At 67.4% G+C, this 26,314-nt stretch carries 25 protein-coding genes; 13 read left to right on the top strand and 12 right to left on the bottom strand.

Annotated elements, in window-relative coordinates; all coding sequences use genetic code 11:
* Positions 1–6 precede the first annotated feature (6 nt).
* From cydB to ACT541_RS19705, 7 genes are all read left to right on the top strand, one after another.
* Positions 7–1,158, top strand: a complete 1,152-nt coding sequence (gene cydB, locus ACT541_RS19675) for a cytochrome d ubiquinol oxidase subunit II (protein ID WP_476138933.1) — start codon at positions 7–9, stop codon at positions 1,156–1,158.
* A gap of 16 nt (positions 1,159–1,174) precedes the next feature.
* Positions 1,175–1,276: a cytochrome bd-I oxidase subunit CydX gene (cydX, locus tag ACT541_RS19680; protein WP_476138934.1), complete on the top strand. Its 102-nt coding sequence runs from the start codon at positions 1,175–1,177 to the stop codon at positions 1,274–1,276.
* Positions 1,277–1,334: 58 nt separating this feature from the next.
* Positions 1,335–3,068, top strand: coding sequence for a thiol reductant ABC exporter subunit CydD (cydD, locus tag ACT541_RS19685; RefSeq protein ID WP_476138936.1), 1,734 nt, complete (start codon positions 1,335–1,337; stop codon positions 3,066–3,068).
* Positions 3,061–4,719, top strand: a complete 1,659-nt coding sequence (gene cydC, locus ACT541_RS19690) for a thiol reductant ABC exporter subunit CydC (RefSeq protein ID WP_476138938.1) — start codon at positions 3,061–3,063, stop codon at positions 4,717–4,719. Before cydD ends, cydC begins: the two co-directional genes overlap by 8 nt.
* Positions 4,720–4,852: 133 nt before the next feature.
* A complete protein-coding gene (locus tag ACT541_RS19695) occupies positions 4,853–5,302 on the top strand; it encodes a hypothetical protein (RefSeq protein ID WP_476138940.1) in 450 nt (149 codons plus the stop codon).
* Positions 5,303–5,554: 252 nt separating this feature from the next.
* Complete coding sequence (locus ACT541_RS19700; RefSeq protein WP_476138942.1) at positions 5,555–6,238, top strand: Crp/Fnr family transcriptional regulator; 684 nt, start codon at positions 5,555–5,557, stop codon at positions 6,236–6,238.
* A gap of 160 nt (positions 6,239–6,398) precedes the next feature.
* Positions 6,399–7,757, top strand: coding sequence for a TolC family protein (locus ACT541_RS19705; RefSeq protein WP_476138944.1), 1,359 nt, complete (start codon positions 6,399–6,401; stop codon positions 7,755–7,757).
* Positions 7,758–7,763: 6 nt separating this feature from the next.
* Here ACT541_RS19705 and ACT541_RS19710 read toward each other — a convergent pair whose 3' ends face one another.
* From ACT541_RS19710 to ACT541_RS19745, 8 genes are all read right to left on the bottom strand, one after another.
* Positions 7,764–8,240 (bottom strand): MaoC family dehydratase, encoded by a 477-nt coding sequence (locus ACT541_RS19710; RefSeq protein WP_476138946.1) that lies wholly within the window; start codon positions 8,238–8,240, stop codon positions 7,764–7,766.
* On the bottom strand, positions 8,237–9,442 hold the full coding sequence (locus tag ACT541_RS19715; protein ID WP_476138948.1) for a beta-ketoacyl-[acyl-carrier-protein] synthase family protein: 1,206 nt from the start codon (positions 9,440–9,442) through the stop codon (positions 8,237–8,239). Before ACT541_RS19715 ends, ACT541_RS19710 begins: the two co-directional genes overlap by 4 nt.
* Positions 9,442–9,723: an acyl carrier protein gene (locus tag ACT541_RS19720; RefSeq protein WP_476138950.1), complete on the bottom strand. Its 282-nt coding sequence runs from the start codon at positions 9,721–9,723 to the stop codon at positions 9,442–9,444. The genes ACT541_RS19715 and ACT541_RS19720 overlap by 1 nt, the downstream gene beginning before the upstream one ends.
* A 167-nt stretch (positions 9,724–9,890) precedes the next feature.
* Positions 9,891–12,047, bottom strand: a complete 2,157-nt coding sequence (locus tag ACT541_RS19725; protein ID WP_476138952.1) for a peptidase domain-containing ABC transporter — start codon at positions 12,045–12,047, stop codon at positions 9,891–9,893.
* A complete protein-coding gene (locus tag ACT541_RS19730) occupies positions 12,044–13,372 on the bottom strand; it encodes an HlyD family secretion protein (RefSeq protein WP_476138954.1) in 1,329 nt (442 codons plus the stop codon). The genes ACT541_RS19725 and ACT541_RS19730 overlap by 4 nt, the downstream gene beginning before the upstream one ends.
* A complete protein-coding gene (locus ACT541_RS19735) occupies positions 13,359–14,291 on the bottom strand; it encodes an LpxL/LpxP family acyltransferase (protein ID WP_476138956.1) in 933 nt (310 codons plus the stop codon). The genes ACT541_RS19730 and ACT541_RS19735 overlap by 14 nt, the downstream gene beginning before the upstream one ends.
* Positions 14,292–14,519: 228 nt before the next feature.
* Positions 14,520–15,926, bottom strand: a complete 1,407-nt coding sequence (locus ACT541_RS19740) for an aspartate aminotransferase family protein (RefSeq protein ID WP_476138958.1) — start codon at positions 15,924–15,926, stop codon at positions 14,520–14,522.
* 194 nt (positions 15,927–16,120) lie between these two features.
* On the bottom strand, positions 16,121–16,246 hold the full coding sequence (locus ACT541_RS19745) for a hypothetical protein (protein WP_476138960.1): 126 nt from the start codon (positions 16,244–16,246) through the stop codon (positions 16,121–16,123).
* A 331-nt stretch (positions 16,247–16,577) separates the two neighbouring features.
* Here ACT541_RS19745 and ACT541_RS19750 point away from each other — a divergent pair, with 331 nt between their 5' ends.
* From ACT541_RS19750 to choV, 4 genes are all read left to right on the top strand, one after another.
* A complete protein-coding gene (locus ACT541_RS19750) occupies positions 16,578–17,465 on the top strand; it encodes an alpha/beta hydrolase (RefSeq protein ID WP_476138962.1) in 888 nt (295 codons plus the stop codon).
* 128 nt (positions 17,466–17,593) lie between these two features.
* Positions 17,594–18,544 carry a choline ABC transporter substrate-binding protein gene (locus ACT541_RS19755; protein WP_476138964.1) on the top strand — a complete coding sequence of 317 codons (951 nt, stop codon included), beginning with the start codon at positions 17,594–17,596 and terminating at the stop codon, positions 18,542–18,544.
* Positions 18,545–18,609: 65 nt separating this feature from the next.
* A complete protein-coding gene (choW, locus tag ACT541_RS19760; protein WP_476138966.1) occupies positions 18,610–19,494 on the top strand; it encodes a choline ABC transporter permease subunit in 885 nt (294 codons plus the stop codon).
* Complete coding sequence (gene choV / locus ACT541_RS19765) at positions 19,491–20,669, top strand: choline ABC transporter ATP-binding protein (RefSeq protein WP_476138968.1); 1,179 nt, start codon at positions 19,491–19,493, stop codon at positions 20,667–20,669. The genes choW and choV overlap by 4 nt, the downstream gene beginning before the upstream one ends.
* A gap of 48 nt (positions 20,670–20,717) precedes the next feature.
* On the opposite strand, the gene ACT541_RS19770 is transcribed toward choV, so the two are convergent.
* The 4 genes from ACT541_RS19770 to ACT541_RS19785 form a co-directional block, all read right to left on the bottom strand.
* Positions 20,718–21,107, bottom strand: coding sequence for a hypothetical protein (locus ACT541_RS19770; protein ID WP_476138970.1), 390 nt, complete (start codon positions 21,105–21,107; stop codon positions 20,718–20,720).
* 1,433 nt (positions 21,108–22,540) lie between these two features.
* Positions 22,541–22,672, bottom strand: coding sequence for a hypothetical protein (locus ACT541_RS19775; RefSeq protein WP_476138972.1), 132 nt, complete (start codon positions 22,670–22,672; stop codon positions 22,541–22,543).
* A 454-nt stretch (positions 22,673–23,126) separates the two neighbouring features.
* Entirely contained in the window at positions 23,127–23,795 is a 669-nt protein-coding gene (locus ACT541_RS19780) for a hypothetical protein (protein WP_476138974.1), read from the bottom strand.
* Positions 23,796–23,860: 65 nt separating this feature from the next.
* Positions 23,861–24,541, bottom strand: a complete 681-nt coding sequence (locus tag ACT541_RS19785) for a hypothetical protein (RefSeq protein ID WP_476138976.1) — start codon at positions 24,539–24,541, stop codon at positions 23,861–23,863.
* A 342-nt stretch (positions 24,542–24,883) separates the two neighbouring features.
* Here ACT541_RS19785 and ACT541_RS19790 point away from each other — a divergent pair, with 342 nt between their 5' ends.
* Both ACT541_RS19790 and ACT541_RS19795 read left to right on the top strand, forming a co-directional pair.
* The gene (locus tag ACT541_RS19790; protein ID WP_476138978.1) at positions 24,884–25,192 is read left to right on the top strand and encodes a hypothetical protein; all 309 of its coding nucleotides are present in this window, start codon (positions 24,884–24,886) and stop codon (positions 25,190–25,192) included.
* A 34-nt stretch (positions 25,193–25,226) separates the two neighbouring features.
* Entirely contained in the window at positions 25,227–25,817 is a 591-nt protein-coding gene (locus ACT541_RS19795) for a hypothetical protein (protein WP_476138980.1), read from the top strand.
* Positions 25,818–26,314 lie beyond the last annotated feature (497 nt).

A 26,314-nucleotide genomic window follows, 5' to 3' on the forward strand; every position in this document is an offset into this window, starting at 1 on the left:
ACCGTCATGCTCGACTACGAAACCCTGAAATTCGTCTGGTGGATCCTCGTCGGCGCCCTGCTGATGGGCTTCGCGATCACCGACGGCATGGACATGGGCGTCGGCACGCTGCTGCCCTTCGTCGGTAGGCAAGATGTCGAACGCCGCATCGCCATCAACACCGTCGGCCCCCACTGGGACGGCAACCAAGTGTGGTTCATCACCGCCGGCGGCGCCATCTTCGCCGCCTGGCCGGCGGTCTATGCCGCGGCCTTCTCGGGCTTCTACATGGCGATGCTGCTGGTGCTCTTCGCCCTGTTCTTCCGCCCGGTCGGCTTCGACTACCGCTCGAAGATCGACGATCCGACCTGGCGCAAGACCTGGGACTGGGGCCTGTTCGCCGGCGGCTTCGTGCCGTCGCTGATCTTCGGCGTCGCCTTCGGCAACCTGCTCCAGGGCGTCCCCTTCCATCTCGACGAGTTGTTGCGCGCCCACTACCAGGGTTCGTTGCTGACCGCGCTCCTGCCGCTCCTCAACCCCTTCGCCCTGCTCGCCGGTGTCGTCAGCCTCGTCATGTTGACCGTCCACGGCGGCGTCTGGCTGCAGCTGCGCGCCAGCGGTGCGGTGGCCGATCGCGCCCGGCGCTTCGTGGTGATCGCCGCACCGGCGGTCACGCTCACCTTCGCGCTCGCCGGTGTCTGGCTGTGGTACGGCATCGACGGCTATCGCATCGTCTCCGAACCGGCGCACGGCGCGCTGCCGAACCCGCTCGCCAAGGAGGTCGTGCGCGCCCACGGCGCCTGGTTCGACATCTACCGCACCCTGCCGAGCGCCATGATCGTGCCGGCGATCGGTCTCGTCGGACCGCTCCTGACCTCGCTTCTCGCCAGGCTCGCCCGTCCCGGCCTCGCCTTCGTCACGAGCGCGCTCGGCATGGTCGGCGTGATCGGCACCGCAGGCCTGTCGATGTTCCCCTTCGTCATGCCCTCCAGCATCGATCCGAAGTCGAGCCTGACCGTCTGGGACGCCTCGTCGAGCCATCTGACGTTGACGGTGATGTTCTGGGCCGTGGTCGTCTTCCTGCCCATCGTGCTGGCCTACACCGTGTGGTGCTACGCCAACATGTGGGGCCGGGTGACGGCCGAAGAAATCGACGCCCGCGCCCATTCGGCCTACTGAACGAGGAGTTCGGCACATGTGGTACTTCGCCTGGATCCTCGGGGTCACCGCCGCTGCGGCGATCGGGGTCATCAACACCATGTGGTACGAGTTCCGCGGCGAACTCGGCGACGACTGAACCTCGGAGGGGCGCCGCGGCGCCCCTCCCCTTGTCCCGACCGCCACCGGAACGCGACGTGTCGAAGACCAGCCCTGCCGCCGGCTCCCGCCCGCTCCTCGTCGAACTCGATCGCGTCGCCGGCCTCCCCGCCCGGCTCGCGCAGGTCTTCGCCGGCCTCAACGGGCTCGCCGCCGTCGCCTTCGCCTGGGTTCTGGCCCATCTCGTCGACCGCATCGTCTTGGCCGGCGAAGGTGCCGCCGCCCTCGCGCCCGCCTTCGCGGCACTGGCGGCGATCGCGGCGCTGCGGGCGCTCTCGACCTTCGCCCTCGACCGCACCGCCTTCGCCGCCGCCGCGCGGGTGCGTCGCCACGCCTTCGACCGTCTCCTCGCCCGCTTCGCCGCCCTCGGCCCGGTCCACCTCGCCGAGCGGCCGATCGGCGAACTCGCCGCCGCGGCGACCGAAGCGGTCGATGCCCTCGCGCCCCTCTGGCGCTCGTGGAAGCCGGCGGTCGCCCGCGCCGCCGTGGTGCCGCTCGCGGTGCTGGCCGCGGTCTTTCCGGCCGATCCGCTCGCGGCCGTCATCCTGCTCGTCGCCCTGCCGCTCCTCGTCTGGCTGTCGATCCTCGCCGGTCGCGGCGCCGAGGAGGCGAGCGGACGCCAATGGGAGAGCCTCGCCCGGCTCGGCGGCCACCTCCTCGATCAGATCCGCGGCCTCGGCGAGTTGAAACTCGCCGGCACGTCGGGTCGGGCGATCGAGCGGGTCGCGGCGAGCGCCGAGGCCTACGGCCGCGAGACCATGGCGGTGCTGCGCATCGCCTTCCTCTCGGCGCTGGTGCTCGAATTCGTCACCACGGGTGCCATCGCCGGCGTGGCGATCGCCGTCGGCTTCCGCCTGCTGTGGGGGAGCATCGACTTTTCGACCGGCTTCTTCGTGCTGCTGCTCGCCCCGGAGTTCTTCGCCCCCTTGCGCGAGATGGGCGTTCGCCGCCACGCCCGCATCGAGGCGGCGGCGGCGCTCGACGAGATCGCCGCGGTGCTCGGCGACGCCGAGGCCCCTGCGATCGACGCCACCCCGGCAGCACCGCTCCACACGCCGCCGGCGATCCGTTTCGAGGGCGTCCGCGTCGTCCATGCCGACGGGCGGGTGGCGCTCGACGGCCTCGATCTCGACGTCGCGGCGGGCGAGACCGTCGCCCTGGTCGGCCCGTCGGGTGCCGGCAAGAGCACGGTTCTGGCGCTCCTCTGCGGCTTCCTCGCCCCGACGGCCGGCCGCATCCTGATCGACGGCGAACCGCTCGACGCACGCGACCTCGCGGGTTGGCGCCGGACCCTCGTCCACGTGCCCCAGGCGCCCGCCTTCTTCGAAGGCTCGATCGCCGACAACGTCGCGATGGGTCGGACGGGCGGCGACGGAGCCCTCGAACGCGCCCTCGCGGAAGCCGGCGCGACAGATCTCGTCGCCCGCTTGCCCGAGGGCGCCGCGACGGCCCTCGGCGAGGGCGGACGTTCGATCTCCGGCGGTGAGGCGCAGCGGCTGTCGCTCGCCCGCGCCTTCTTCGCCGACGGATCGCTCCTCCTCTTCGACGAGCCGACCGCCCATCTCGACCGCGCGACGCAAGGCCACGTGACCGCGGCGATCGAGCGCCTGCGCGCCGGTCGCACCGCGATCCTGATCGCCCACCGTCGCGAGACGCTCGCGCACGTCGACCGCGTCGTCCGGATCGAAGCCGGCCGAGTCGTCGAGAGCGGCCCGCCCACCGCGGTGCTCGGGGAGCTCGACGCCGTCGAAGGAGGGCCACGCGATGCGTGATCTCCTCCGCCTCGTCCGGCTGTGGCGCGGGTCGTGGCTCTGGCTCGCCGCGGCGCTCGGCGTCTCGCTCGTCACCACCGCCGCCGACCTCGCGCTGATGGCGACTGCCGGCTGGTTCGTCGCCGCCATGGCCGCCGCCGGCCTCGCCGGGGTGTCGATGAACTACTTCACGCCCTCGGCGCTCATCCGCTTCACCGCGATCGTGCGCACCGGCGGGCGTTGGCTCGACCGCGTCGCCGGCCACGAGGCGACCTTCCGCCTCCTCGCCGCCACCCGCGTCGACCTCTTCCGCGGCCTCGAACGCATCGCCCCCGGCGGCCTCGAGGACCTCCGCTCGGCCGAGATCGCCGCCCGGCTGAAGCTCGACGTCGACCGGCTGGAACTGGTCTTCCTCCGTCTCGTCGCGCCGCTCGTGGTCGCCGCGACCGTCGGCGTCGCGGTGACGGCGATCGTCGCCCGGTTCGTCGGCAACGCCGCCGCGCTCGCCTTCGCCGCCGCCTTCTTCGTCGGCGGCATGGTCCTGCCCTTCCTCGCCGCCCGCGTGGCCCGCGCCGCCGGCCGACGCGAGGCGGAGGCCGCGAGCGCGCTGCGCCGCCGCGTCCACGACCATCTCGAAGGCATCGACACCCTGCTCGTCACCGGCGACGAAACCGCCCGCGCGCGCGATCTCGCCGCCCGTCTCGCGACGCGGATCGCCGACGAGGCCCGCGTCGCCGGGTCGGAGAGCCTCGCCCGCGCCGCTCAGGGTCTCGCCCGCGACGGCACTGTCGCGACGCTCCTCGCCTTCGGCGCCGGGCTGCTCGCCGCGGGATCGGTCACGGGACCGGATCTCACCGCCGCGGTCCTGCTGGTCCTCGCGGCCTTCGAGAGCGTCGCCCCGGTCGCCGTCGCCGCCGCCGGCCTCGCCACGATGCGGGCGGCTCTTTCCCGCCTCTTCGCGCTCCTCGACCGCCCGCCGACGGTGACCGATCCGGCCGATCCGCTGCCCTTGCCGGATCGCTTCGACATCGTCTGCGATCACGTCGACTTCGGCCGTCCCGGCCGTGTGCTGCCCGTCTTCGAAGATCTCGACCTCACCCTCCCGCAGGGCGGCGTCGCCGTCGTCGCCCGGCCGAGCGGCTGGGGCAAGTCGACGCTCGCCGATCTCCTGGTCCGCGTCCACGACCCCGCCTCGGGCGCCATCCGCCTCGGCGGCGTGCCGATCGCCGACCTCGCGCTCGCCGACCTCCGCCGGGTGATCGCGGTGGCGCCGCAGCGGCCGCACGTCTTCGACGCCACCATCGCCGAGAATCTGCGCGCCTTCGCCCCCGCCGCGCGCGACGAAGACCTCATGGAGGCCCTCGCCATGGCCGGTCTCGCCGAGACGATCGCCGCCATGCCCGCCGGCCTCGCCACCCGCGTCGGCGCCGGCGGCGCTCGGCTCTCGGGCGGCGAGATCCGCCGCCTCGCGCTCGCCCGCGTGTTGCTGCGCCCGGACGCCCGCGTCCTCGTCCTCGACGAGCCGAGCGAGGGGCTCGACGACGGCGCCGCCCGTGCGCTCGCCGCCCGCGTCACCGCCACCGCGACCGCGTCGGGCCGCAGCCTCCTCGTCTTCTCGCACCGGCCGTGGACGGTCGGAGCGCCCGAGACCACACCGCCCTCGACCTATTGACGAGGGCGGCTTGATCCGGATCAAGCAATCCGTCGGGTCGCGCCGTAGATCTCCCATTGTCGGCGGCGAACTGCGCGCCTATCACCGAAGAGGGCACCTTCGCCCGATCGCCGAGCGCATGGGCCGAGCACGCATGTCCGCATCGCCGGGACGCCGGATCTACGATCTCTCGACGGATCGCGCCCTCGGGCAGATCCGCCGCGACGTCGTGTCGGCACTCGGCGTACTGGTCGTCGCGTTCAACCTCTTCGCAGGTCATCTGGTCGCCTCGTCGTCGGCCGCCGGCCTCGCCCCCTACCTCGAAGAGAGCTTCGGCGACCGCATCGTCATCTGCACCGGCGCCGGCATGATCGTGCTCGACGCCGAGGGCAATCCGATCCGTCGCGACGACGGCGTCGACGCGGTCTGCGCCTTCTGCCTGCCGATGGTCGGCGGCATCGCCGACGCCCCGCCCCCCGTCGCCCTCCTCGACGCACCCGCGATCGTCGAACCCGCCCTGCCGGGTACAGAGACCGCGACCGCCTTCGTCGCTCCGGTCCGCGTCGCCGGCGCGACCTCGCCGCGCGGACCGCCCGTCGCCTGATCTCGCGCCCGCGTCTCGACCGTCCGCGGATCGGGCGCCGAAGGAGACCCCACGGCTCGCACGACCTCCGGTCGGGCGGGTCGCCGCGTCGTTCCTCGGCCGAAGTGATCTTCGAAAACGCCCCCGTCCGCATCGCGTCCGACGCGAGGAAGGCGCGCGTCCCGCCGTCGGCGACCCCGGTCGCGCGACGCCGGATCGCCGCGCCGTGTCCCGAACGAAGCTCGTCGATCGACGAGAGCGAAGGAGCGCGCGATGGACGCCAATTTCCTTCTTCTTCCGGAATTCGAACCCGATCTCTCAGGGCCCCGTCGCCGCGCCGTGCCGCGCGGACGCGGCACCCTGCCCGATCGCCCCAGCGTACAGATGCGCCGGGTGGCGGCGCGCGAACACGTCTTCCGCGAGGGCGACCCGGCCCGCGAGGTCTACGAACTGGTGCAGGGGGCGGTGCTGCTGATCCGCTCCTTGCGCGACGGGCGCCGCCAGATCGTCGACGTCGTCGGTCCCGGCCGGCTCTTCGGCTTCACCGCCAGCGATCGCCACCGCTGTTCGGCCGTAGCGGCATCGTCGTCGCTGGTGTGCGGTCTCGACCTCGCGCTCGCCCAGCGCAACCCGCGCGTCGCCGAGAGGCTGGAGCGGGAGATGCTCGGCGAGATCGACCGCATGCGCGAACTCGCCCTCCTGCTCGGACGCGCCGGCGCGCTCGAACGGGTGGCGGGCTTCTTCGCGTCGATGGTCGACGGCCGCGGCGGGACGATCGAGATCGACCTGCCGCTGAACCGCAGCGAGATCGCCGACCACCTCGGCCTGACGATCGAGACGGTCAGCCGTCAGATCTCCTGGCTGAGGCGCGAGGGCATCGTCGAGAACGACAGCGGCAGCCGCGTCTTCGTGCTCGATCCCGCCCGTCTCGTCGCCCTGACCGGCCTCGCGCGCTGAACCGCCCGATGCCCCCGCGAGGCCGGCCCTCCGCCGGCCTCGCGGGTCGCGTCGTCGCTGCGTTAAGTCGAAATCAACCATGATCGCGCATCGTCGTTCGATGCCGACCGCGCACGCCGCACGGGGCGCGGCGGTTCGGCAGACGAGGCGAGGGTGGATCGTGGGGCGCTCGGCAGACGTGATCCCGGCACGGACGAAGCGCACGATGCGCCTGCTGCTGGTCGCGATCGCCGTCGGACCGGGCCTCGCCGCACCCGTGCAGGCCGCCGAACTCGACCTCGCCGCCTCGCTGCGCGGCTCCGTCACCGAGAGCCCGACGCTCGCCGCCGACGCCGAACGCCAGTTGGCGAACAAGGCGCGGGTCTGGGCGATGCGCGACGCCTTCATGCCGACCATCGGCATCGTCCACGAGCAGGTCCTCGACAGTCGCATCGACTACAGCCCCGGCGTCGCCCGCACCGCGCCCGACAGCACGACGCGCAACGAGCCGCATCTGACCGCCTTCCAGGCGACGCTGCCGATCTTCGACGGCTTCCGCCGCTGGAACGACCTGCAGGCGGCGATGAAGAAACTCGACTCCGGTCGCCACCAATCGGTCGAGGCGCGTCAGCAGGTGCTGCTCGAGGCGATCGACGCCTATCTCGCGGTGATCCGCGATCGCGGCATCGTCGCCGCCCGCGCCCGACAGATCGCCGCCGTGTCCGCCGTCGCCGCCCATACCGAGACAGTGTTCTCGACCCAGGACGCGACGCTGTCGGAAGTCGCCACCGCCCGCTCGCGCGTCGAGGCGGCCCGCGCCGCCCACGACCGGGCGAAGGCGGCGCTGCAGGCCTCCGAGATCGAATTCGCCCGCGTCGTCGGTTCGAAACCCGTCGCCGGCATGGCCGTCCCGCCCGCCCCCGACATCTTCCTGCCGCGCGACGTCGAGGCGCTCAGGCGCGAGTTCGTCGACGCGAGCCCGCGGCTCGCCGCCGCCCGCGCCGACGTCGAGGCGTCGAAATACGCCGCCCGCTCGGCCATGGCCGAGCTCGCCCCGCGCGTCGATCTCCAGTTCACCCGTGCCCTGCAGAGCCACGTCACCGAGGCCTACGACAAGACCTCCGACACCACGCTGAAGCTGGTCGCCCGCATCCCGCTCTATACCCCCGGCACGCTCCCCGGCATCGCCCAGGCGCGCGCCGCCAGCCGTCAGGCGTCGTGGGACGCGATCGATTCCGAGCGTCGGTCGCTGGCGAAGGTCGAGGCGCTGTGGGTCGAGCGCAAGGGTGCCCTCTCGGCCATGATGCGGGCGCGCAAGCGGCTGGCGACCATGCGCGAGGCGGTGTCGGCGCGGCTCGCCGAACAACAGGCGGGTTACGGCACCATCATGGGCCGGCTCGACGCCGAGGCCGAGACCGCCGAGGCGGCGATCGCCCTGACGACGCTCTCCTATGAAGCCGACATCGCCGGCTGGCGCATCGCCGCGGCGCTCGCGCGCATCTCGGAAGATCTGCCGACGATGAAGGTCTCGCGCCGCTGAGCGGGATCACCCGGCAGCGGGCTGAGCCGGCATCGGTTCGACGATCAACGTCAGCGCCGAGACGATCAGCGCAGGGCGCTCCTCGCCCTCGACCTCGAGCCTGACGCCGAGCTTCACCGCCCAGCGGTCCGGCCCGATGTTGGAACGCGCCACCAGCGTGAAACGGGCGCGCACGCGGGACCCGGTGCGCACCGGCGCCTGGAACCGCACCCCGTCGATGGCGAAATTGACCGCGATGCGGCCGGGCGGCGTGACGATCACCTCGGAGCCCAGCGCCGTCAGCAGCGACAGCGTCAGGAACCCGTGCGCGATGGTGCCGCCGAAGGGCGCCTCCGCCGCGGCACGGACCGGATCGACGTGGATGAACTGGTGGTCGTCGGTCGCGGCGGCGAAGAGATCGACGCGGCCCTGATCGATCGTCCGCCACGCCGAGACGCCGAGTTCGGTGCCGGGCGCGACGGCGAGGAGATCGAGCCCACTCATGCCGCGACCCCGAGCCTGCGGAAGGCGAGCGAGGCGTTGAGCCCGCCGAAGGCGAAGGAGTTGGACAGCGCCACGTCGATCGTCATCGCCCGCGCCTCGCCGGGGATGCAGTCGATCGGGCATTCCGGATCGGGCTCGTCGAAGCCGGCGGTCGGCGGCGCGAGAGAGGCCTTCATGGCGAGCACGGTGGCGACCGCCTCGAGCGCGCCGGAGGCCCCGAGCGCATGGCCGTGGACCGCCTTGGTCGAAGTCGTCGGGGGAACCGCGTCGACGCCGAACACCCGCCGCAGCGCCTCGACCTCGGCGATGTCGTTGGCGCGCGTGCCGGTGCCGTGGGCATTGACCCAGTCGACGCTGTCGGCGGCGATCCCGGCCTCAGTGAGCGCCACGCGCATCGCGTCCGCCATGCCTTCGGCCGACGGCGCGAAGAGATCGCGGGCATCCGCCCCCGCCGACCAGCCGGCGAGTTCGATACCGCCCTCACGGCCGCGGGCCCGCGCGTGCTCTTCGGATTCGAGAACGAGAATGCCGGCGCCTTCCGAGATCATCAGCCCGTCGCGACCGCGCGCGAAGGGGCGGCAGACCGAGCGGCTCATCACCTTCATCGCGTCCCAGGCGGAGAGCGAGCCCCAGTCGAGGCAGGCCTCGGTGCCGCCGGTGATCGCGACGTCGACGACGCCGTGGCGCACCAGCGCCGCGGCCGTGCCGATGGCATGGGCGGAGGAGGCACAGGCCGAAGCGGTGACGAAACACGGACCCCGCGCGCCGAGCGCGATCGAGATCCAGCTCGCCGAGGCACTCGGCATCGAACGGACGACGGAGAGGGGGTGCGAACGCCGGCCGTCGACCAGCGTGCGGCGATACTGTTCCTCGATCGAGGTGAGACCGCCGCCGCCGTTGCCGATGATCACCGCGACCCGTTCGGGCCGCACGACGGGCGTGGCGAGGCCGGCGTCGGCCATGGCGCGAACCGCCGCGGCCACGGCGAAGACGCCGGAACGGTCGAGCGGCGCCAGCGACGGCAGGGGCAGGCCCTCGGCATGGGTCGTGTCGGTGACGGCCCCGACGCGGATACCGCTGCCGGGAACCGAGGCGGCGTCGACGAAGGCGCCGCGTCCGGCCACCAGTTCGGCCCAGAAGGTGTCGAGCGAAACGCCGGCCGACGACACCACGCCGAGCCCGGCGACCAGAACCCTGGACATCACACCGTCGCCTTCTGCCTTGCGATCATCGCGGCGAAGTCGCCGATCGTCTCGAGGCGATCGTCGGCCTTGTTGGCATTGAAGTTGATCTCGACGTCGAAGGCGTCCTCGATCTCGAAGATGTACTCGACGATGTCGAAGGAATCGATCCCGGCCTCGTCCAGCGTGGTCTTCGCGGTCCAGTCCTCGCCGGGCTTCTTGGTATAGGTCCGAAGCAGGTCGATGAGCTTGGTGACGATGCTGTCGACACCGTCGTAGTTCGCGGTCGCAACCATGTTCATGAACGTGACTCCTCGAACGACGTTGAGAGATCGAACAGTCGAGATTGGCGATCTCTGGAAGCCCGATCTTTAGCACTCTTTATTTGAAAATTGTAAGTTTTGGGGAATTTACCTTAACTCGAAACCACCGAATTCTCTCGAATGAACGGGATCTCGACAATATTCGCTCAACCACCCACCGGCGGCGCGAGAACGCCGATCGGCGCCGTTTCCACCCGCGGGATCTCGACCGGGGTGAGGATGCCGTTCGCCAGCCGATAGGCGCGGTCGACGTGGGCGAGCAGCCGCTCGGAATGGGTGACGAAGATCTTGCCGCCCGGCAGGCTGCACAGGCTGTCGAGCAGGTCCGTCTCGGTCGTCTTGTCGAGATTGGCGGTGATCTCGTCGAACAGCATCAGTCGCGGCTGGCGGGCGATGGCGCGGGCGGCGAGCACGCGGCGGCGCTGGCCGGTCGAGAGCAGCGAGTTGTTGTTGGCGACGATCGTGGCGATCCCCTGCGGCAGCGCCTCGATCTCGTCGTCGAGACCGACCATCGACAGCGCCTGACGGATGCGCTCGATCGGCATGTCGGGGTCGAACAGGCTGACGTTCTCGGCGAGCGTCGCGGTGAAGAGCCCGTCCTCGGCGAAGACCGCGCCGATGTTGGCGCGATATTCCATCGTGCCGAACCGGGCGAGCGACTGACCGTCGACCAGCACCGAGCCCGACGTCGGCTCGGTCACCGAGGCGATCACCTTGAGCAGCGACGACTTGCCGGACCCCGATTCGCCGATGATGGCGATGTGCTCGCCGCCCTCGACGTCGATGCGCAGGCTCGCCTGACGCACCACCGGCCGCTCCTCGCGGCCGAAGGAGATGGCGATGTCGCGCACCTCGACGTCCTTGCGGATCGCCTTGCGGATCACCGCCGCCTTCGACGTCACCTCGGGCGTGTTCTGGATGACGTCTTCGAGCCGGCGCACGTGCGACTTGATCACCGTGAGGTGCATCAGGTTGGTGGTCAGCGTGTCCACCATCATGAAGAACGTGTTGCGCAGCGAGAAGAAGGCATAGAGCATGCCGATCGTCATCTCGTTGGTCAGCACCGCCGCGATGCCGGCGTAGAGCGTGATGACCGAGCCGACGATGACGACCAGATGGACGAAGAGCTGGGTGTCGATCTGCAGCCGGCGCGAGACGAAGTCGCGCGCGGCGTAGCGCGACAGTTTCTCGAACCAGCGCTGCTCGAACCGCGCCGAGACGTCGTGCGCCTTGATGATCTGGATGCGATCGAGCCCGTCGAGCAGCGTCGAGACCTCTTCGGTCTTGGCCGCCAGTGCCTCGGTCGTCGCCTCGCGGGTGCGCCTGAGGTACGCGGTGCGGATACCGACGGCGAGCGCCAGCGTGCCGATCACCATCAGCGTCATCGAGGTCGAATAATAGAACATCAGCGCGACCGAGATCACCGACACCGAGGTGTCGGCGAGCGAGCGCACCATGCCGTCGGAGGCGAAGGCCTTGACCTGATCGACCGAGTTCAGCCGGGTGATGAAGTCGCCCGGATGTCGCGCCTCGAAATAGCGCAGCGGCAGCCGCAGCCCGTGACCGACCACCGAACGCGAGAACTGCACCTGCATGCCGATCGACGTGCGCAGGATGACCATGTCGCGCAGCCAGTTGCCGATCGCCTCGAAGACGAGGAGCGCGCAGAGGCCGATGGTCAGCATGCCGAGCAGGTCGACGTCGGCCTGCGGCAGCACGAAGTCGAGCGACACCTGCAACAGGATCGGCGAAGCGAGCGCGAGCAGACCGACCGTCACCGAGATCGAGACGATCTTGATCAGCGCCGACTTGAAGCTGCCGGTCGATTTGACGAGGTCCCACAGCGAGATGCCGTCCTTGGAGACGATCTTCTCGATCGCCATACGCGGCTCGAGCTCGAGCACGACGCCGGAGAAGTGCTTCTCGAAGTCCGGCCGCTTGAAGGTGCGGCGACCGACGGCGGGATCGTGGACGACATATTTGTCGCCCCTGATGCTCTCCAGCACGACGTAGTGCCGGCCCTCCCAGTGGAGGATCGCCGGCAGGCGGACGCCGGCGAGATCGTCGCTGTTCTCGACCGACAGGCCGCGCGCGTCGAAGCCGAAGACGCCGGCGAGCGCATAGAGCTCGGCCAGCGACATGCCGCCCTGATAGATCTGGTGCACCGACCGCATGTAGGGCAGGTCGATGTCGTGACCGTGGGCATTGGCGATCATCGCCATGCAGGCGAGGCCGCACTCCTGCTGCTCGCTCTGGAGCAGCGTCCGCACCCGCGGCTTGTTGGAGAAGAACGGCAGGCTCATGTCCGCCCCCGCATCGCCAGGATCGGGTCGAGCACCCAGTCGATCAAGCGCCGGCGCTCGACGACGACGTCGGCGCTGAGCGTCGAACCGATCAGGATCGGCCTCTCGCTGCCATAGGCCACGATGGTCTTCTCCTCGGGTTCGACCTCGACCAGGAACTTCGACTGCGGCGGCGGCCGCGGCCCGGCCTTGGCGAGCGCGGCGTCGAGCCCGCTCGCCTCGTCCTCCTTCGGCAGCGACAGCGGCTGCTTGCCGATGGCGATGATGCGGCCGTACTTCACGCCGAAGGTCTTGTAGGGAAAGGCGTCGTACTTCAGCACCACGCGCTGTTGCAGCGTCAGCAGACCCATGGTCTTCGACGGCGCCTGCAGGCCGATGGTGATCGGCTCGTCGGGATTGCCGATCGCCGCCAGCGTGTCGCCGTACTTGACCTCGGCGCCCTCGCGCACGTTGATCGCGGCGATCCGCCCCTCGCCGCCGGCGATGACGTCGGTGGCGATCGCCGACTTGGCGCGCTCGATCCGAGCGTCGAGTTCGGCGAGCTGACGGGAGAGCTGGCCGTGTTCGGCGGCATTGGCGCTGCGGCCCTGCTGCAGGGTGCGGCGGCGCTCGAGCTGGGTCGTCGTCAGCTGCGTCATCTGCAGCCGCACCTCGAGCAGCTGGCGGACGTAGTCCTGCTTCACCCGCTCCTGACCGGTGACGTTCTCGCGGGTGACGTAGCCGCTCTTCAGATTGGCCCGGAGCTTCTGGACGATCTCGTCCTGGGCGGCGAGCGCGCCCTGGAGCTCCTGCTCCTGCTTGCGTAGGTTGGCCTCGATCTTGACCATGTTGTCGTCGAAGGCGGTGAGGTCGTCGGCGTGATGCGCCATCAGCGCGTCGAGCCCGTCGATCTGGGCCTGCGTGTTGCGACGCTGCGCGACCAGCGACTGAAGCTCCGATTCCGACAGCGGCTTCGATCCCGCCGCCGTCTGCTGCGGCACGATGGTCAGGATCTTGTCGCCGGCCTTCACCGGCTGGCCCTGCGTCACCCAGATGTGCGAGACCGTGCCGTCGACCGGTGCCGACATGCGCTGCCCGCCCTTGGTGCCGAGCACGATGCCGCGCATCGTCTCCTGCTTGGCGAAGGTGCCGAACCACATCGCCGCCACGAGGAAGAGCGCCAGCGACACGAAGAAGACGACCAGCAGGTCGGAGGCGGTGTCGCGGCGGAACTCGATCGACGAGGAGAGCTGATGCAGACCGGTGATCTCGAACCGGTCCATCATCGTCTCGGGCCGCGGCTTGCGCCGGCCGAAGAAGCGGCGGAAGGTCTCAACCGGCAACATGGGCGGCCACCTTCTGCGCGAGGGTGCGGAAGCCTTCGGCCCCGCCCGACGTCCATCCCGCCGGATAGAACTCGCCGAGACGCGTCCACATGTGCCACTGCTCGGGCGCCAGCTTGACGAAGCTCTCGATCTGCCGGCCGATCGTCATCGCCAGTTCGCGGCGGTCGTCGGCGGTCGTCCGCGCCACCTCGAAGGGCCGGCCGAAGACGATCTCGTCGCGGGTGAGGCGCGAGCAGACGGTCATCGGCAGCACCACGCCCTTCAGCATGCGCGCCATCGCGTCGAGCCCCATGGCGATCGACGCCGTCTCGTCGAAGAGCCGCGTCTCGGCCGGCGAACCGTAGGTCTCCGGCAGGTCGAGCAGCGACACCACCACGGCGCCCTTGCGGGCATAGCGCATGGCGTCGACGAAATCGGCCTCGTCGCGGGTGTTGAGAATGCGGAACTCGCCGGCGATCTCGCGCAGGCGGTCCATTGCGACGTTGTTCTCCTGGAGATCCTCGCGGGCGCGCAGCACCAGCAGGCGGCGGCCGCGGAACCAGTGCCACAGCACGTGCGAGATGCCGAGCGGGAAGACGCCCATGTGCAGCGGCGCGAGGATGACGACGTCGCCGGTCGCCGCCAGACGAGCCGGGAGGTCGGGGTCGGAGACGGTGGTGTTGCGGGTGTCGGCGAGCATCTCGGCCTGACTGCGGCGGATACTGGCGAACCATTCCATGATCAGCAGGAGATCGTGGAAGTCGTGCTCGCGGGCGAGGCGGCGCGCCTCCTCGGTACCCACCCTGAGGCGCTTCTCGAAGAAGGGTTCGAGACCGAAGCCGACGCCTTTGCGGAAGGGCAGCGAGGCCCGCCACGCCGTGCGCAGGGCGATCCGCCGCGCGGCCAGCGGCAGCCTGCCCAGATGCTCGATTGTCTTCATGGCCGTCGTCATGTGCCGCACCGTTGGTCGGATCGCCGCCGCTTCGCCGTCACGCCGACGCACCCGTCGCCGGGCGTCCGCCCGATGCCGGCGTTGCGGCGGGCGCGTCCCCCGCGCGGGAATCCGACCCCACGCGTCTTCGCCCTACCGTCGGGTCACTATTTGAAGTCAGCCTTAATTCCGGGTTAATCCGGACCCGCCGACCGCCGGAACGGCGGCGGAACGACCTCAATCCGACGACAGTTCGGCGGCGACGAAGTCGAGCACGCTGCGCACCGTGGCGACCACCTGATCCACTTCGTCGCGAGAGATGATCAGCGGCGGCGAGATCAGGATGCGGTCGGCCGCGGCCCTGAGGATGACGCCGTCGCGGAAACAGAAGTTGCGCACGATCATCCCGATGTCCTCGGGCTTCGTGAAGCGCTTGCGCGTCGTCTTGTCGAGGACGAGCTGGATCGCCCCGAGGAGGCCGACCGACACCGCTTCGCCGACCAGAACGTGATCGGCGAGCCCGCCCCAGGCCTTCGCGAAATAGGGGCCGATGTCGTCGCGCACCCGCTCGACCAGCCCCTCGCGCTCGATGATCTCGAGATTGGCGAGCGCGGCGGCGGCGGCGACCGGATGGCCGGAATAGGTGAAGCCGTGGGCGATCTGCCCGGCCTCCTTCATCAGCACCTCGGCGACGCGGTCGGAGACCAGCACGCCGGCGATCGGCACGTAGCCCGACGACAGGCCCTTGGCGATCGGGCAGAAGTCCGGCTCGAGCCCGTAGTGCTGGAAGCCGAACCACTCGCCGAGCCGGCCGAAGCCGCAGACGACCTCGTCGGTGACCAGCAGGATGTCGTGACTGCGGCAGATCCGCTGGATCTCCGGCCAATAGGTCGACGGCGGCACGATCACCCCGCCCGATCCCTGGATCGGCTCGGCGACGAAGGCGGCGACGCGGTCGGCACCGATCCGGCGGATCGTCTCCTCGAGCTCGCGCGCCCGGGCGAGGCCGAAGGCCTCCGGCGTCATGTCGCCGCCCTCGGCGTACCAGTAGGGCTGGCCGATGTGGACGATGTCGGGAACGAGCGAACCCGCCTGCTCGTGCATGTGGCGCATGCCGCCGAGGCTGGCGCCGGCCACCGTCGAGCCGTGATAGGCGTTGTGGCGCGAGACGACGACGGTCTTCTTCGGCTTGCCCCTGGTCGCCCAGTAGACCCGCGCCAGCCGCAGCCAGGTGTCGTTGGCCTCGGAGCCCGAGTTGGTGAAGAAGACGTGGTTGATCGACGGCCCCGCGTGCGAACAGATCTTCGCCGCCAGCCGCGTCGCCGGCACCGTCGTGGTGCCGAAGAAGGTGTTGTAGAAGGGAAGCTGGTTCATCTGGGCGAACACGGCTTCGGAAATCTCGCGCCGGCCGTAGCCGACGTTGACGCACCACAGCCCCGCGAAGGCGTCGAGATACTTCTTGCCCTCGCCGTCCCAGACATGGACCCCCTCGCCGCGCGTGATGACGCGGACACCATGCTCCAGTTGATCCTTCATGTCGGCGAAGGGATGGAGGTGATGGGCGGTGTCGGCGGCCACGAGATCGGCGAGCGTCTCGGGCGCCAGCGTGTCGGGCGAAAGGGTCTGGGGCAGAAGGGTCGACATGGGGCAGGCTCCGATGAAACGCCGCGCGATGGTCGGACCGTGCATCCGCGGGCCCGTCCCCTCGGTCGGGTCCGCGGGCGCGGGATGATCCCGCCCCTCGAGGGGCAAGACGCGAAAAGCCGGATCGAGCGAAACGTTCGACCCGGCTTCGTCGAGCCGTCGACGGGGGCCATGAGGCCCCCGCGCCGCTCAGATCAGCTGCACTTGCCCGACTTGGACTTGCCACCGCAGTCCGGAGCCGAGGAGCCGCCCTTGTCCTTGCCGCACGGGCCGCCGCCGCCGGCGAGGGTCTTCAGCTGGTCGAGCTTGAGTTCCTTCATGGGATCATCTCCTTTTTCGCCGACCCCGTCCGAGATCGGTGCGAAGTTGATGGCATTTTGAGCATTCCATTTCAACAAATGCGATGGATTAATACTAACGCAACGTCATTAACTATACTGTAGTTGCATAAAATTGTAGTGAATTCATTTTGCGATCATTAAGGTTGACGTAACCAGACACAGGCCGACTTCTACGTCGACCACGACACCCCGGCTTCCCTCCGATGCCCGGATTTCCGCCGCCGTTGCCTCGCCGAATGGGCGGATGCTACCGATGTCGGGCGCGCGCGCCGCGCCGGCACGAATGTCGCCGCCACCTCGGGAGCCGTCCTTGTCGCAACCGCCGAGCCCTTCGCCGGCCGCCCTGCCGCCCGGACCGGATCACCCGACCGGACGCCGGGCTCTGCGCCGCGGCCTCCTCGCGGCGGCGGCCGCCTCGGCGATCGGTCTCGCCGGCGGCCTCGCCGTTCCCGCACTCGAGGTGCGGCTCGTCTATGCCCCCGATCGCGAGACGGTCGCCCCGGCCGAGGCCGGGCTCGCCGGCGCCCGCGTGCTGTCGATCGCGACCGAGGACGGCGAAAGGCTGGTCGGCTGGTTCGTGCCGGCGGCCGAGGGTGCGGCGCTCGCGCTCTATTTCCACGGCAGCGGCGGTTCGCTCGCCGACCGCGTCGACCAGATCGAACGACTGCGCTCCTTCGGCCTCGCGGTGCTCGCCATCGACTACCGCGGCTTCGGCGGCTCGACCGGTTCGCCCACCGAAGACGGCCTCGCCCGCGACGCCGAGGCCACTCTCGCCGAGGCCGGCCGACTCGGTTGGGCGGCCTCCCGCATCGTCGTCGTCGGCCAGTCGCTGGGCACGGGCGTCGCGACCGCGCTCGCCGCCCGCCACCGCTTCGCCGGTCTCCTGCTCGACGCCGCCTTCGCCTCGCTGACCGACGTCGCCGCCGAGCGCCACCCCGCCCTGCCGGTCCGATACGTCCTGCCCGACCGCTTCCGCTCCGACCGCCGCATCGCCGCGGTCGGCGCGCCCGTGCTGCTGCTCCACGCCGAGGACGACGAGATCGTGCCGGCGCACCACGGCGCCCGCCTCTTCGCGCTCGCCGCCGAGCCGAAGCAGCGCATCGCCGTCACCGGCACCCGCCACCGCGTGCTCGACGACCCGCGCGTCACCGAGGCGCTCGCCGCCTGGTTCCGCGCCGTGACGACGCCGAAGCCGTGACCGCGTCTTCGCCGAAGGCCCGTCTCCTCCGAAGGAATGCCTGCCGCGACGTCGCGAACAGTCGATGCGGACTGGACATTCGGGGCGAGTTGCGCTCCGGTGTGCCCGCATTTTCAGGAGGACGATGAATGCCGAGCCCGAAAGCCGTCACCCTTGCCACCCTGCTCGCCGCCGCCGTGCTCGCTGCTCCCGCGGCCGAGGCCGCCGATCCGGCCGCCTGCAAGGCCGTGCGCTTCTCCGACGTCGGTTGGACCGACATCACCGCCACGACGGCCATCGCCTCGAAGATCCTCGAGGGTCTCGGCTACCAGCCCAAGACCCAGGTCCTGTCGGTGCCGGTGACCTATGCCTCGCTGAAGAACAAGGACATCGACGTCTTCCTCGGCAACTGGATGCCGACGATGGAGGCCGATCGCAAACCCTTCGTCGACGACAAGTCGATCGAGGTCGGCGCCGCCAACCTGACCGGCGCCAAGTACACGCTCGCCGTCCCCGCCAAGCTGTGGGACGAGGGCCTGAAGGACTTCAAGGACATCGCCAGGTTCAAGGACAAGCTCGGCGGCAAGATCCACGGCATCGAGCCCGGCAACGACGGCAACCGCCTGATCCTCGGCATGATCGAGGGCAAGAAGTTCGGCCTCGACGGCTTCCAGCTGATCGAATCGAGCGAGCAGGGCATGCTCGCCCAGGTCGAGCGCGCCGGCAGCCGCGGCGAGGCGATCGTCTTCCTCGGATGGGAGCCCCATCCGATGAACACCAAATACGCCATCAAGTATCTCTCCGGCGGCGACGACGTCTTCGGCCCCGACTTCGGCGGCGCGACGATCTACACCAACGTCCGCGCCGGCTGGCCGGCCCAGTGCCCCAACGCCGGCAAGCTCGTCGGCAATCTCAAGTTCACGCTGGAGCTCGAGAACGTCGTGATGGGTTATATCCTCAACGACGGGATGGAGGGCGACAAGGCGGCCGAGAAGTGGCTGAAGGCCAATCCGTCCGTCTGGTCGGCCTGGCTCGACGGCGTCACCACCTTCGACGGCAAGCCCGGCCTCGACGCCGTCAAGGCCGCGCTGAAGCTCTGAGGCCCAGCGCGTCCCGCCCCGCGGCGCCTCTCGCGCCGCCGGGCGACCCGACCGGAACCGATCCCATGCAAGACTGGCTCGTCGACAACAAGCTCCCGCTCGGGCGCTGGATGAAGATCCTGATGGATTTTCTCACCACGCACGGCCGCGGCTTCTTCGACGCCGTGTCGCTGGTGCTCGGCTCCGTCATCGACGGGCTGACGGGCGTGCTCCTCACCCTGCCGCCGCTCGCCGCCGTCGTCGTCGCGGCCGTGGCGACCTGGGCGCTGCACCGCTCGATCTCGCTCGCCGTCTTCGTGCTCCTCTCGCTCTCGCTGGTGGTCAATCTCGGCTACTGGGAGGCGACGATGCAGACCCTGGCGCTGGTCCTCTCCTCGACCATCGTCTGCATGATCGTCGGCGTGCCGCTCGGCGTCGCCGCCGCCCATCGGCCCTGGCTCTACCGCATCCTCCGGCCGATCCTCGACCTGATGCAGACGATCCCGACCTTCGTCTATCTGATCCCGACGCTGGTGCTCTTCGGCCTCGGCTCGGTGCCGGGACTGGTCGCGACCGTGATCTTCGCCCTGCCCGCCCCCGTCCGCCTCACCCATCTCGGCATCTCCTCGGTGCCGAAGCCCTTGAGCGAGGCCGCACTCGCCTTCGGCGCGACGAAACGCCAACTGCTGTGGAAGGTCGAGCTGCCCCATGCGCTGCCGACCATCATGGCCGGCGTCACCCAGTGCATCATGCTGTCGCTGTCGATGGTGGTGATCGGCGCGCTGGTCGGCGCCGACGGCCTCGGCAAGCCGGTGGTGCGCGCGCTCAACACCGTCAACGTCGCCACCGGCTTCGAGGCCGGTGCGGCGATCGTCGTGCTCGCCATCATCCTCGACCGGGTGCTGCGCCGGCCCGAGCCGGAGAAGCCCGACGGCCCGCCCCGTTCCGAACGCGGGAGGATGCCGGAATGAACGCCGTCGAATTCCGCGACGTCGACATCGTCTTCGGCACCCGCCGCGCCGAGGCACTCGCCCTCCTCGATCGTGGCGAGACCCGCGAGACGATCCAGGCGAAGACCGGCTGCATCGTCGGCGCCGCCGGCATCTCGCTGAAGGTGGCTGAGGGCGAGATCTGCGTGCTGATGGGCCTGTCGGGCTCCGGCAAGTCGACCATCCTGCGCGCCGTCAACCGCCTCAACGAACCGTCGCGCGGCTCGGTCATGGTCGCCCATGCCGGCCGCCCGGTCGACGTCGCGCGCTGCGACGAGGACACGCTGCGCGCCGTGCGCTCGCGCACCGTCTCGATGGTCTTCCAGCAGTTCGGCCTGCTGCCCTGGCGCACCGTGCGCCAGAACGCCGGCTTCGGCCTGGAACTGCGCGGCATGCGGGCGAAGGCGCGCGCGGCGATCGTCGACGAGAAGCTCGCCATGGTCGGCCTCTCCGGCTGGGCCGACCGATACGTCCACGAGCTTTCCGGTGGCATGCAGCAGCGCGTCGGGCTCGCCCGCGCCTTCGCCACCGATGCCGACATCCTCTTGATGGACGAGCCCTTCTCCTCGCTCGATCCGCTGATCCGCGACAAGCTGCAGGACGAGCTGATCGACCTGCAGAAGCGCATCCGCAAGACCATCGTCTTCGTCAGCCACGACCTCGACGAGGCGATGAAGCTCGGCAACACCATCACCATCATGGAGGGCGGCCGCATCGTCCAGTCGGGCAGCCGCGAGGACATTCTGCTCCGCCCCGCCAACGACTACGTCGGCGACTTCGTCAAACACACCAATCCGCTGAACGTGCTGACGGCGAAGACCGCCATGCGCCCGATCGCCGAGTTCGGCCGCGAGGGCGACGAGATCCCGGTCGGCGCCGCCGGTCGCCTACGCGTCCGCCTCGACGCCGCCGGCAAGCCCGTCGCCGTCACCCGCGCCGGTCGCCCCCTGCGCCTCGTCGGCGCCGAGGCCGAGGACGCCGCCGAGGGCGAGGCGATCCTCGCCCCCTTCGACCTGACGCTGCGCCGCGCGATCGCGCTCCAGCGCCGCTCGGGCGTACCGATCGTCGTCGTCGACGACGCCGGCCGTCTCGCCGGCATCTGCGGCGAGGAAGAGATCTACGAGAGCCTCGGCCGCTGGGAAGCCCGCGTGCGCTGAGGCGAAATCCGGTCGAGAACCTTCGACGGATCGCGCACGATCACGGGATCAATAGGACGTTCCCAGGATCATGGCACCGGGACAGGTCGCCGACAGGCACGGCCGCCCACCACCCCGGCTTCGCACGGCGTTGCTCGGAGCATCCGCGTCGGCAACGCGGATCGGATCGACCGATGCCGAACCGGGCGCAAATGCCTTGCCGACCGTTGCGGCGGTGACGGTGCGGCCATCGGCACGAAGCACCGGCGCGGCGTCACGCGAACGTTTCGCTCCGACGTCGGCTGGCTTCTGCACCGCGGCAGCCTTCGTCCAGGAGAGCGCGGCACCCTTCGGCAACCATGAGGGATCGGTTTCGGATGCGGCAGCGGCACCTTGCAGGATCGAGAACCCTGCGAGGAAGCCGATCAACCCGACTCGACCGAAGTGATGAACGAACATGGCAGAACCTCTCCTACTATGTGTTACCGCGGATGATTGCATGAGCCATCACAACACGTTTGACGATTTCGTTCAAAATGCGCAGATCGTCGATCTGCGGCGCAAGGCGCCGCCGAACCTCGGGAAACGTCACCTCCACGACCGACCGGAGAGCTTCGAACTGCCAAGTACCGGGGCTGTCCGAATGGCCCGCCACTTGGGATATGCGCTTTGTTCTCACTTTGTACATGGTCCCACCAGAGACATTGGCAGGGACGCCTATCGCCTCTTGCAGCCGATAGGGACAAACGAGACACCGGATCCGACCTCGCGGCGTATCCTTTTCGCCCGGGTTTCGGTTTGGCAAAGATCGACATCCCAAGCAATTCCGACATTTTTTGCCGGGACACTTCGGCCCGTTCTGTTGTGTCGGCAAGATTTGAACGTCGTGATGCCATCCGTGCTGCCTCCGCACGCTCACGGGAGAGGCGACCACCGGAATTTGGGTTCGTTTATTCAATTTGTCGGGCAGCGCCCCCGATATGGGTCACAACTCCGCTGCGACGTGGTCCCCGCTCTTGTCTCCGGTCGTACCCTTCGCTCGAAGAAAGGGGGAAAATCGTCAGCGGCCGGTTCAAAGCCCCCGAAGAGGCTTGCCGGCTCAATCAGCCCGGTGACATTCACGGTCGGGCTACGACAACTGGCCAGTCGCCCCGCATCATGGTCGCAGGATTGGAGTGCGATGATGGAAACGACTGCTGCCCCGCATCGAATCGTGCGCCGGCATTGCACTCGAAGGTTCAATGAGGAGGCCGGGGAGACGGCCCGGCATGGGACGCCCGCTCAGCACGATATCGCGACCTGCACGGAAAGATCGACAGCAGGCGCCCGAGAACGGATCTCCGATCCGACACAGGTGCGCGTCGAGCAAGAACAGACCACGACCGAAACAATATTCAGTCAAACACACCAACAAGTAGACGCATTACGCCAATGAAACGCATCGCCAAACATCAAGAAAACATAGAATAAATGTTAAATATTTGATAAATCAGATAATTATACCGCAAAGATAGATTGTGTATCAGAATTAATCGATAATATTGATACGCGAATACGGCTGATCAATTTAACCACGAAGACAACGAGCTGGAGAGTAGGAGCTGCGCTCGAACTCGCTCGGCAGCGCCACCGCCCAAGGCACCCCACACGCCGGTCACGACGCGCGGGCAGCGTGGTCGCACGCGCCGTCATCGAGTCGACCGATGGACAGTGACTCGTGCTCTTCGCGCACGTTCAGATCGTGCCGAGCATCTTACCGGATAGGGTGAGCAGAAGCCGTCGCTCATACCAAGACGGTGCGATGACGGGTTGGCGCCCAAGACCAAGGCTGACGCGGATCATCGAGCGCGGGCACCTTGTCGACATCCGGAGGGAGAGCGATCGACTCGACGTCACGGCGGAGGTTGCGGAGGGCACCAGAGCCGAAAGACCGATGCGGTGTTCGCCTCGACTCGCGCGATGGCGATGGCGATGGCGATGGCGATGGCGATGGCGATGGCGATGGCGATGGCGATGGCAGTCATCGCCTGCACAACTCGCCGCCAAGTCTTGCAGCGTGCCGATTTCGTGGTGACGAAATCGGACGCACTATCGCCTGGCAATGATCGTGATCGCCGAAATCGCAGCGGGCCGTTCGAGCGCTCGCCCGTACTGGGGCCTCCCGCCATACGGGACCAGCCAAGAACCTCTGAGACAATTCGACAGCGAGAGACTATTGGCGTTGAAGACAGTTCGATCAAACTGGCCCGAAAAACACCACCCCTTGATCAGACGATGGCCGACGAGTTCAAATGCGCCTCATGGTTGGCAGTGCGAGGCGTCGGCACTCTGCGGTCGGCTGCGCCTACCCGACGGAGTTCCATCGGATCGTAGAGCTCGCCCGAGGCGACATCCTCGATTGCCTGTATCATGCAAGTGCCGAAGTTCGAAGAACGTGTCGAATTGCGCGATCTTTCCATAGTCTCGGCATGGACTTCGTCACATCCGGAAACTCGGTGGACACGGAACACGCGGCAGCTCGAGTGACGAGCGCCTCGGCAATCGCAAGCGTCGCTGGCCTCGCCCTGACGGCCCATCGAGTCCATAAGCGATCACTTCCTCAAGATGCTGGTCCATCCGCCGTTGCTCGGTACGCCAGAATGCCAAGTCGGCTTTGGAATGCAAAAAGGCGCGCGTTGCCTTCTTGAGCCGACGCCGGCTACGTCGATCATAAAGATCCAGCAATGCGAATTCAGCAGCGTTCTCCATGTAGAAACGGCCAACGACTTGCAACCAGCGTTCTCGCGCCTCACTGCCGAGCAGATTCACATCTACCGGGATATCGATCCTCAGTTCGAGCGAGAATTTCGTCAACAACTCACCGACGTAATCGCAACGCATCTGCTCGAACAACGCGTGGCGGATCAGCTCTCGAGCGAGAATCCGCGCATGAAACAGTAACTCCTTTTCCGGGTCATCGCGACACAGATCGATCGCAAGACGTTCAATTTCGCCGAAGTCGACGACCGGTATCAGATGGGGCGTCGACAAACCGTGTTTCAGGGCGTTACGGGCACTGATTTTCTTGGCCGCCATGCTACGAGGTCCGGTCGACTTCGTCGCATTCGCCCGATTGGCGCTAAGACGCCGCTCAACGAACTGGTTCATATCTGGTTTCTCTCCGACGGATGGGAAGGCCAAGCACGCTTCGCTTCACCTTCCTCCGTCTTCGGTCATTCGACTGTCGGATCGACGAAGGTGGTCGAAAGAGCATTCGTCTTCGGTGCCAGATATTCGATCTCGACCAAGCTCCGCCGCGCATCGCCCAGGCGCTTCTCTTGTGTGGCCTGCAAGCGATCGATCGTCTCGCTCGCTGGCAAGACAGACAGATGAGCCTTCGCGTTCAACTCTGGCCAAGCCAAGCCGATTGCATGCAGCTGATCCTCGAAATCGTCCGGCGATCGGCTCTGCCGAACGATCCTCGAAGCGGTGTCGATATCTTCTAGGGTCGGCGTGATGCGCTTGCGCGGGCTCTTACTACGGCGTGCAGCAAGAATCTTCGCGAGTTCATCGACGACCGCGACGGAGAGCACTCGATTGGCAACCTCCCGCAATCGCGCCAACTCCCAAGTCGAAACGCAGAGCTTCCAGACCTCGATCCACACGAAGATCGTGGTTGGCCTGATCTGATTGACGAAGCCTCGCATGAGCTGGTCGTAATGCTCGGCAAACTCTCCTGGGAGCAGAGGGCGCCGTCCGAAGATCGGCCGGTACTCGATGGGGACGTGCGGGCAATAGAGATCGTCATCGAACGAACGGGCGATTCGATCTCGGGCGCCGGGCTGGATGGCGGGAGCAGCACGAGCATCGGCCCTTGCAGCGGAACGGACATCAACCTTCATCGCAGAGGTCATGGAAGGCTCCTTGTGACGTCCAAACGAGGCATTGCTGTCAATTGCAATTATCTGATCAATCTGTCAACCCGTCTTCCGAGAGATGTGGGCCGGTGTGGGCCCAACCCGACTGAGACGCCTCGTCCAGACAGGCGTCAGACGCCAGAGCACGGCAGCACGCGAACACCGAGAAGGAACGACACATCGATCATTACATCACAAAGCAATCATCCGAAACAAAGTATATCGGAATCACATATATTAATATTTGATCGAAAAATTCGCCGCCGGATGAAATATTAAATTGCAAATACTTGGTCGCCCATTACGATCAAATGGCATTGTAAAGATACGGAGAAACAGATGCGATTATTCCTTATCACCGTCGAGATGAATTATACAGATCCCGTCGAAACCGAGGACCGCGTATTCGTCTCCGAGCGGATCGAAGAGATCTTGCGCCGCGCCAACCGTCGAGGGGCTCTGCGCAACGACCTCATGTACGAGCGGGGCCAGCGCCTCGTTTCCCTCAAGACCCACCCGCGTCTCTACACGCCGCCGGAGGATGGTCACGAGGCATTCAAGCTCGGTTTCTGGCTCAGGGAGAACCCTTATCCTGAAGGGACCGTCGACCACGACCGCTGGCGTCAGCAATGGCGCCGCCGAGGGTGAGCGCAAGCCCTCCCTCAAAGAAGCCGGCGCGCGGGTGAACGTCGAGCATCCACGCGCCTTCATTCTCCCCAACGCGCTTGCTATGAAAGATGAAATGGAGTTCCCGATGACCCCCGAGACTATCGAGGCGATCGAGCGCCTGCATGCCGAAGGTGATGACGCCTTCCTGCGCCTCGCTCGAGAACTGCGTTCGATCTGCGAATCCGAACCGGGCGCAGTGCGCGCGATCTGCGACAAGACGCAGCTCAAGATGCGCCGCGTCTACGCGTTGTTACGAATCGCACGTGTGTTCGACGAGATGGTGCAAGATGATGCTCGCCTCATCAGAATTGGGTGGACGAAGCTCGATGTGATTGCACCACACGTCAACAAAGAGAATTGCGAAGAACTGCTCGATCTGGCCGAGGCCAATGCCCCGGCGACCCTGCCACTGCTTCTTGCCGGCGCAAGCCCCGAAGACAAGCGGCACACGATCCAATTGACGTTTTCAAAGTCCGAGTACGCTTTGTTCTGCAAGACGATATTAAGCGCAGGCGCAGAAACACGAGGGAAAGGACACATCGGAAAAGAAAATGCAATAATAAAAATCTTCAAAAAATACCAAGAACAAATAATAAAAAAGTAGTAACAGCTCAAATTTCTACATTAAAAGCACAATACGGATTGTTATTGCAATTTCAAATTCTATCGCATGAAATGTGATACATATCATGTTCCGGTCAACATTTTTAACAGGAAAGACAATAACTAAGTTCAATTACGAAGATGATAATTTTCGTGATTTGGGCAAGCGTATTCCCGTTGAATTGACTGCCCGTCGGAATGGGTCCGATCGTCGAACAGGCGGCCGCCCCATCGGATTGCATCCAAGATGGATAGCATGGAGGAGGAAACGCCGAACCGAAACGGATAGAGCTCGGACGCCGTCACCGCGCAACATCGCGATGCGCAACCGTTGCGTGGTTGAGCGATCGTCTAGCGAGCCCGAGATAGGGAGACGAAAGCACCGTTCGTCGGGCACTCGTTCAATGCATTTCCGAGGATCCCATGTCGGTCGCACGTCACACGCATCTGAAGGCCCTGGAGGCGGAGTCGATCCGGATCATCCGGGAGGTCGCGGCG

The organism is Pinisolibacter sp. DMC100 (genome assembly GCF_056313705.1).

Bases quoted from the DNA above. Each gene is read 5' to 3' on its own strand.
- choW (WP_476138966.1), top strand. From the start codon at position 18,610: ATGCAAGACTGGCTCGTCGACAACAAGCTCCCGCTCGGGCGCTGGATG.
- ACT541_RS19770 (WP_476138970.1), bottom strand. From the start codon at position 21,107: ATGTTCGTTCATCACTTCGGTCGAGTCGGGTTGATCGGCTTCCTCGCA.
- ACT541_RS19730 (WP_476138954.1), bottom strand. From the start codon at position 13,372: ATGTTGCCGGTTGAGACCTTCCGCCGCTTCTTCGGCCGGCGCAAGCCG.
- ACT541_RS19785 (WP_476138976.1), bottom strand. From the start codon at position 24,541: ATGACCTCTGCGATGAAGGTTGATGTCCGTTCCGCTGCAAGGGCCGAT.
- ACT541_RS19780 (WP_476138974.1), bottom strand. From the start codon at position 23,795: ATGAACCAGTTCGTTGAGCGGCGTCTTAGCGCCAATCGGGCGAATGCG.
- cydX (WP_476138934.1), top strand. From the start codon at position 1,175: ATGTGGTACTTCGCCTGGATCCTCGGGGTCACCGCCGCTGCGGCGATC.
- ACT541_RS19725 (WP_476138952.1), bottom strand. From the start codon at position 12,047: ATGAGCCTGCCGTTCTTCTCCAACAAGCCGCGGGTGCGGACGCTGCTC.
- ACT541_RS19715 (WP_476138948.1), bottom strand. From the start codon at position 9,442: ATGTCCAGGGTTCTGGTCGCCGGGCTCGGCGTGGTGTCGTCGGCCGGC.
- ACT541_RS19755 (WP_476138964.1), top strand. From the start codon at position 17,594: ATGCCGAGCCCGAAAGCCGTCACCCTTGCCACCCTGCTCGCCGCCGCC.
- cydB (WP_476138933.1), top strand. From the start codon at position 7: ATGCTCGACTACGAAACCCTGAAATTCGTCTGGTGGATCCTCGTCGGC.
- ACT541_RS19710 (WP_476138946.1), bottom strand. From the start codon at position 8,240: ATGAGTGGGCTCGATCTCCTCGCCGTCGCGCCCGGCACCGAACTCGGC.
- ACT541_RS19790 (WP_476138978.1), top strand. From the start codon at position 24,884: ATGCGATTATTCCTTATCACCGTCGAGATGAATTATACAGATCCCGTC.
- ACT541_RS19775 (WP_476138972.1), bottom strand. From the start codon at position 22,672: ATGACTGCCATCGCCATCGCCATCGCCATCGCCATCGCCATCGCCATC.
- ACT541_RS19745 (WP_476138960.1), bottom strand. From the start codon at position 16,246: ATGAAGGAACTCAAGCTCGACCAGCTGAAGACCCTCGCCGGCGGCGGC.
- ACT541_RS19735 (WP_476138956.1), bottom strand. From the start codon at position 14,291: ATGAAGACAATCGAGCATCTGGGCAGGCTGCCGCTGGCCGCGCGGCGG.
- ACT541_RS19720 (WP_476138950.1), bottom strand. From the start codon at position 9,723: ATGAACATGGTTGCGACCGCGAACTACGACGGTGTCGACAGCATCGTC.
- cydC (WP_476138938.1), top strand. From the start codon at position 3,061: ATGCGTGATCTCCTCCGCCTCGTCCGGCTGTGGCGCGGGTCGTGGCTC.
- choV (WP_476138968.1), top strand. From the start codon at position 19,491: ATGAACGCCGTCGAATTCCGCGACGTCGACATCGTCTTCGGCACCCGC.
- ACT541_RS19740 (WP_476138958.1), bottom strand. From the start codon at position 15,926: ATGTCGACCCTTCTGCCCCAGACCCTTTCGCCCGACACGCTGGCGCCC.
- ACT541_RS19695 (WP_476138940.1), top strand. From the start codon at position 4,853: ATGTCCGCATCGCCGGGACGCCGGATCTACGATCTCTCGACGGATCGC.
- ACT541_RS19700 (WP_476138942.1), top strand. From the start codon at position 5,555: ATGGACGCCAATTTCCTTCTTCTTCCGGAATTCGAACCCGATCTCTCA.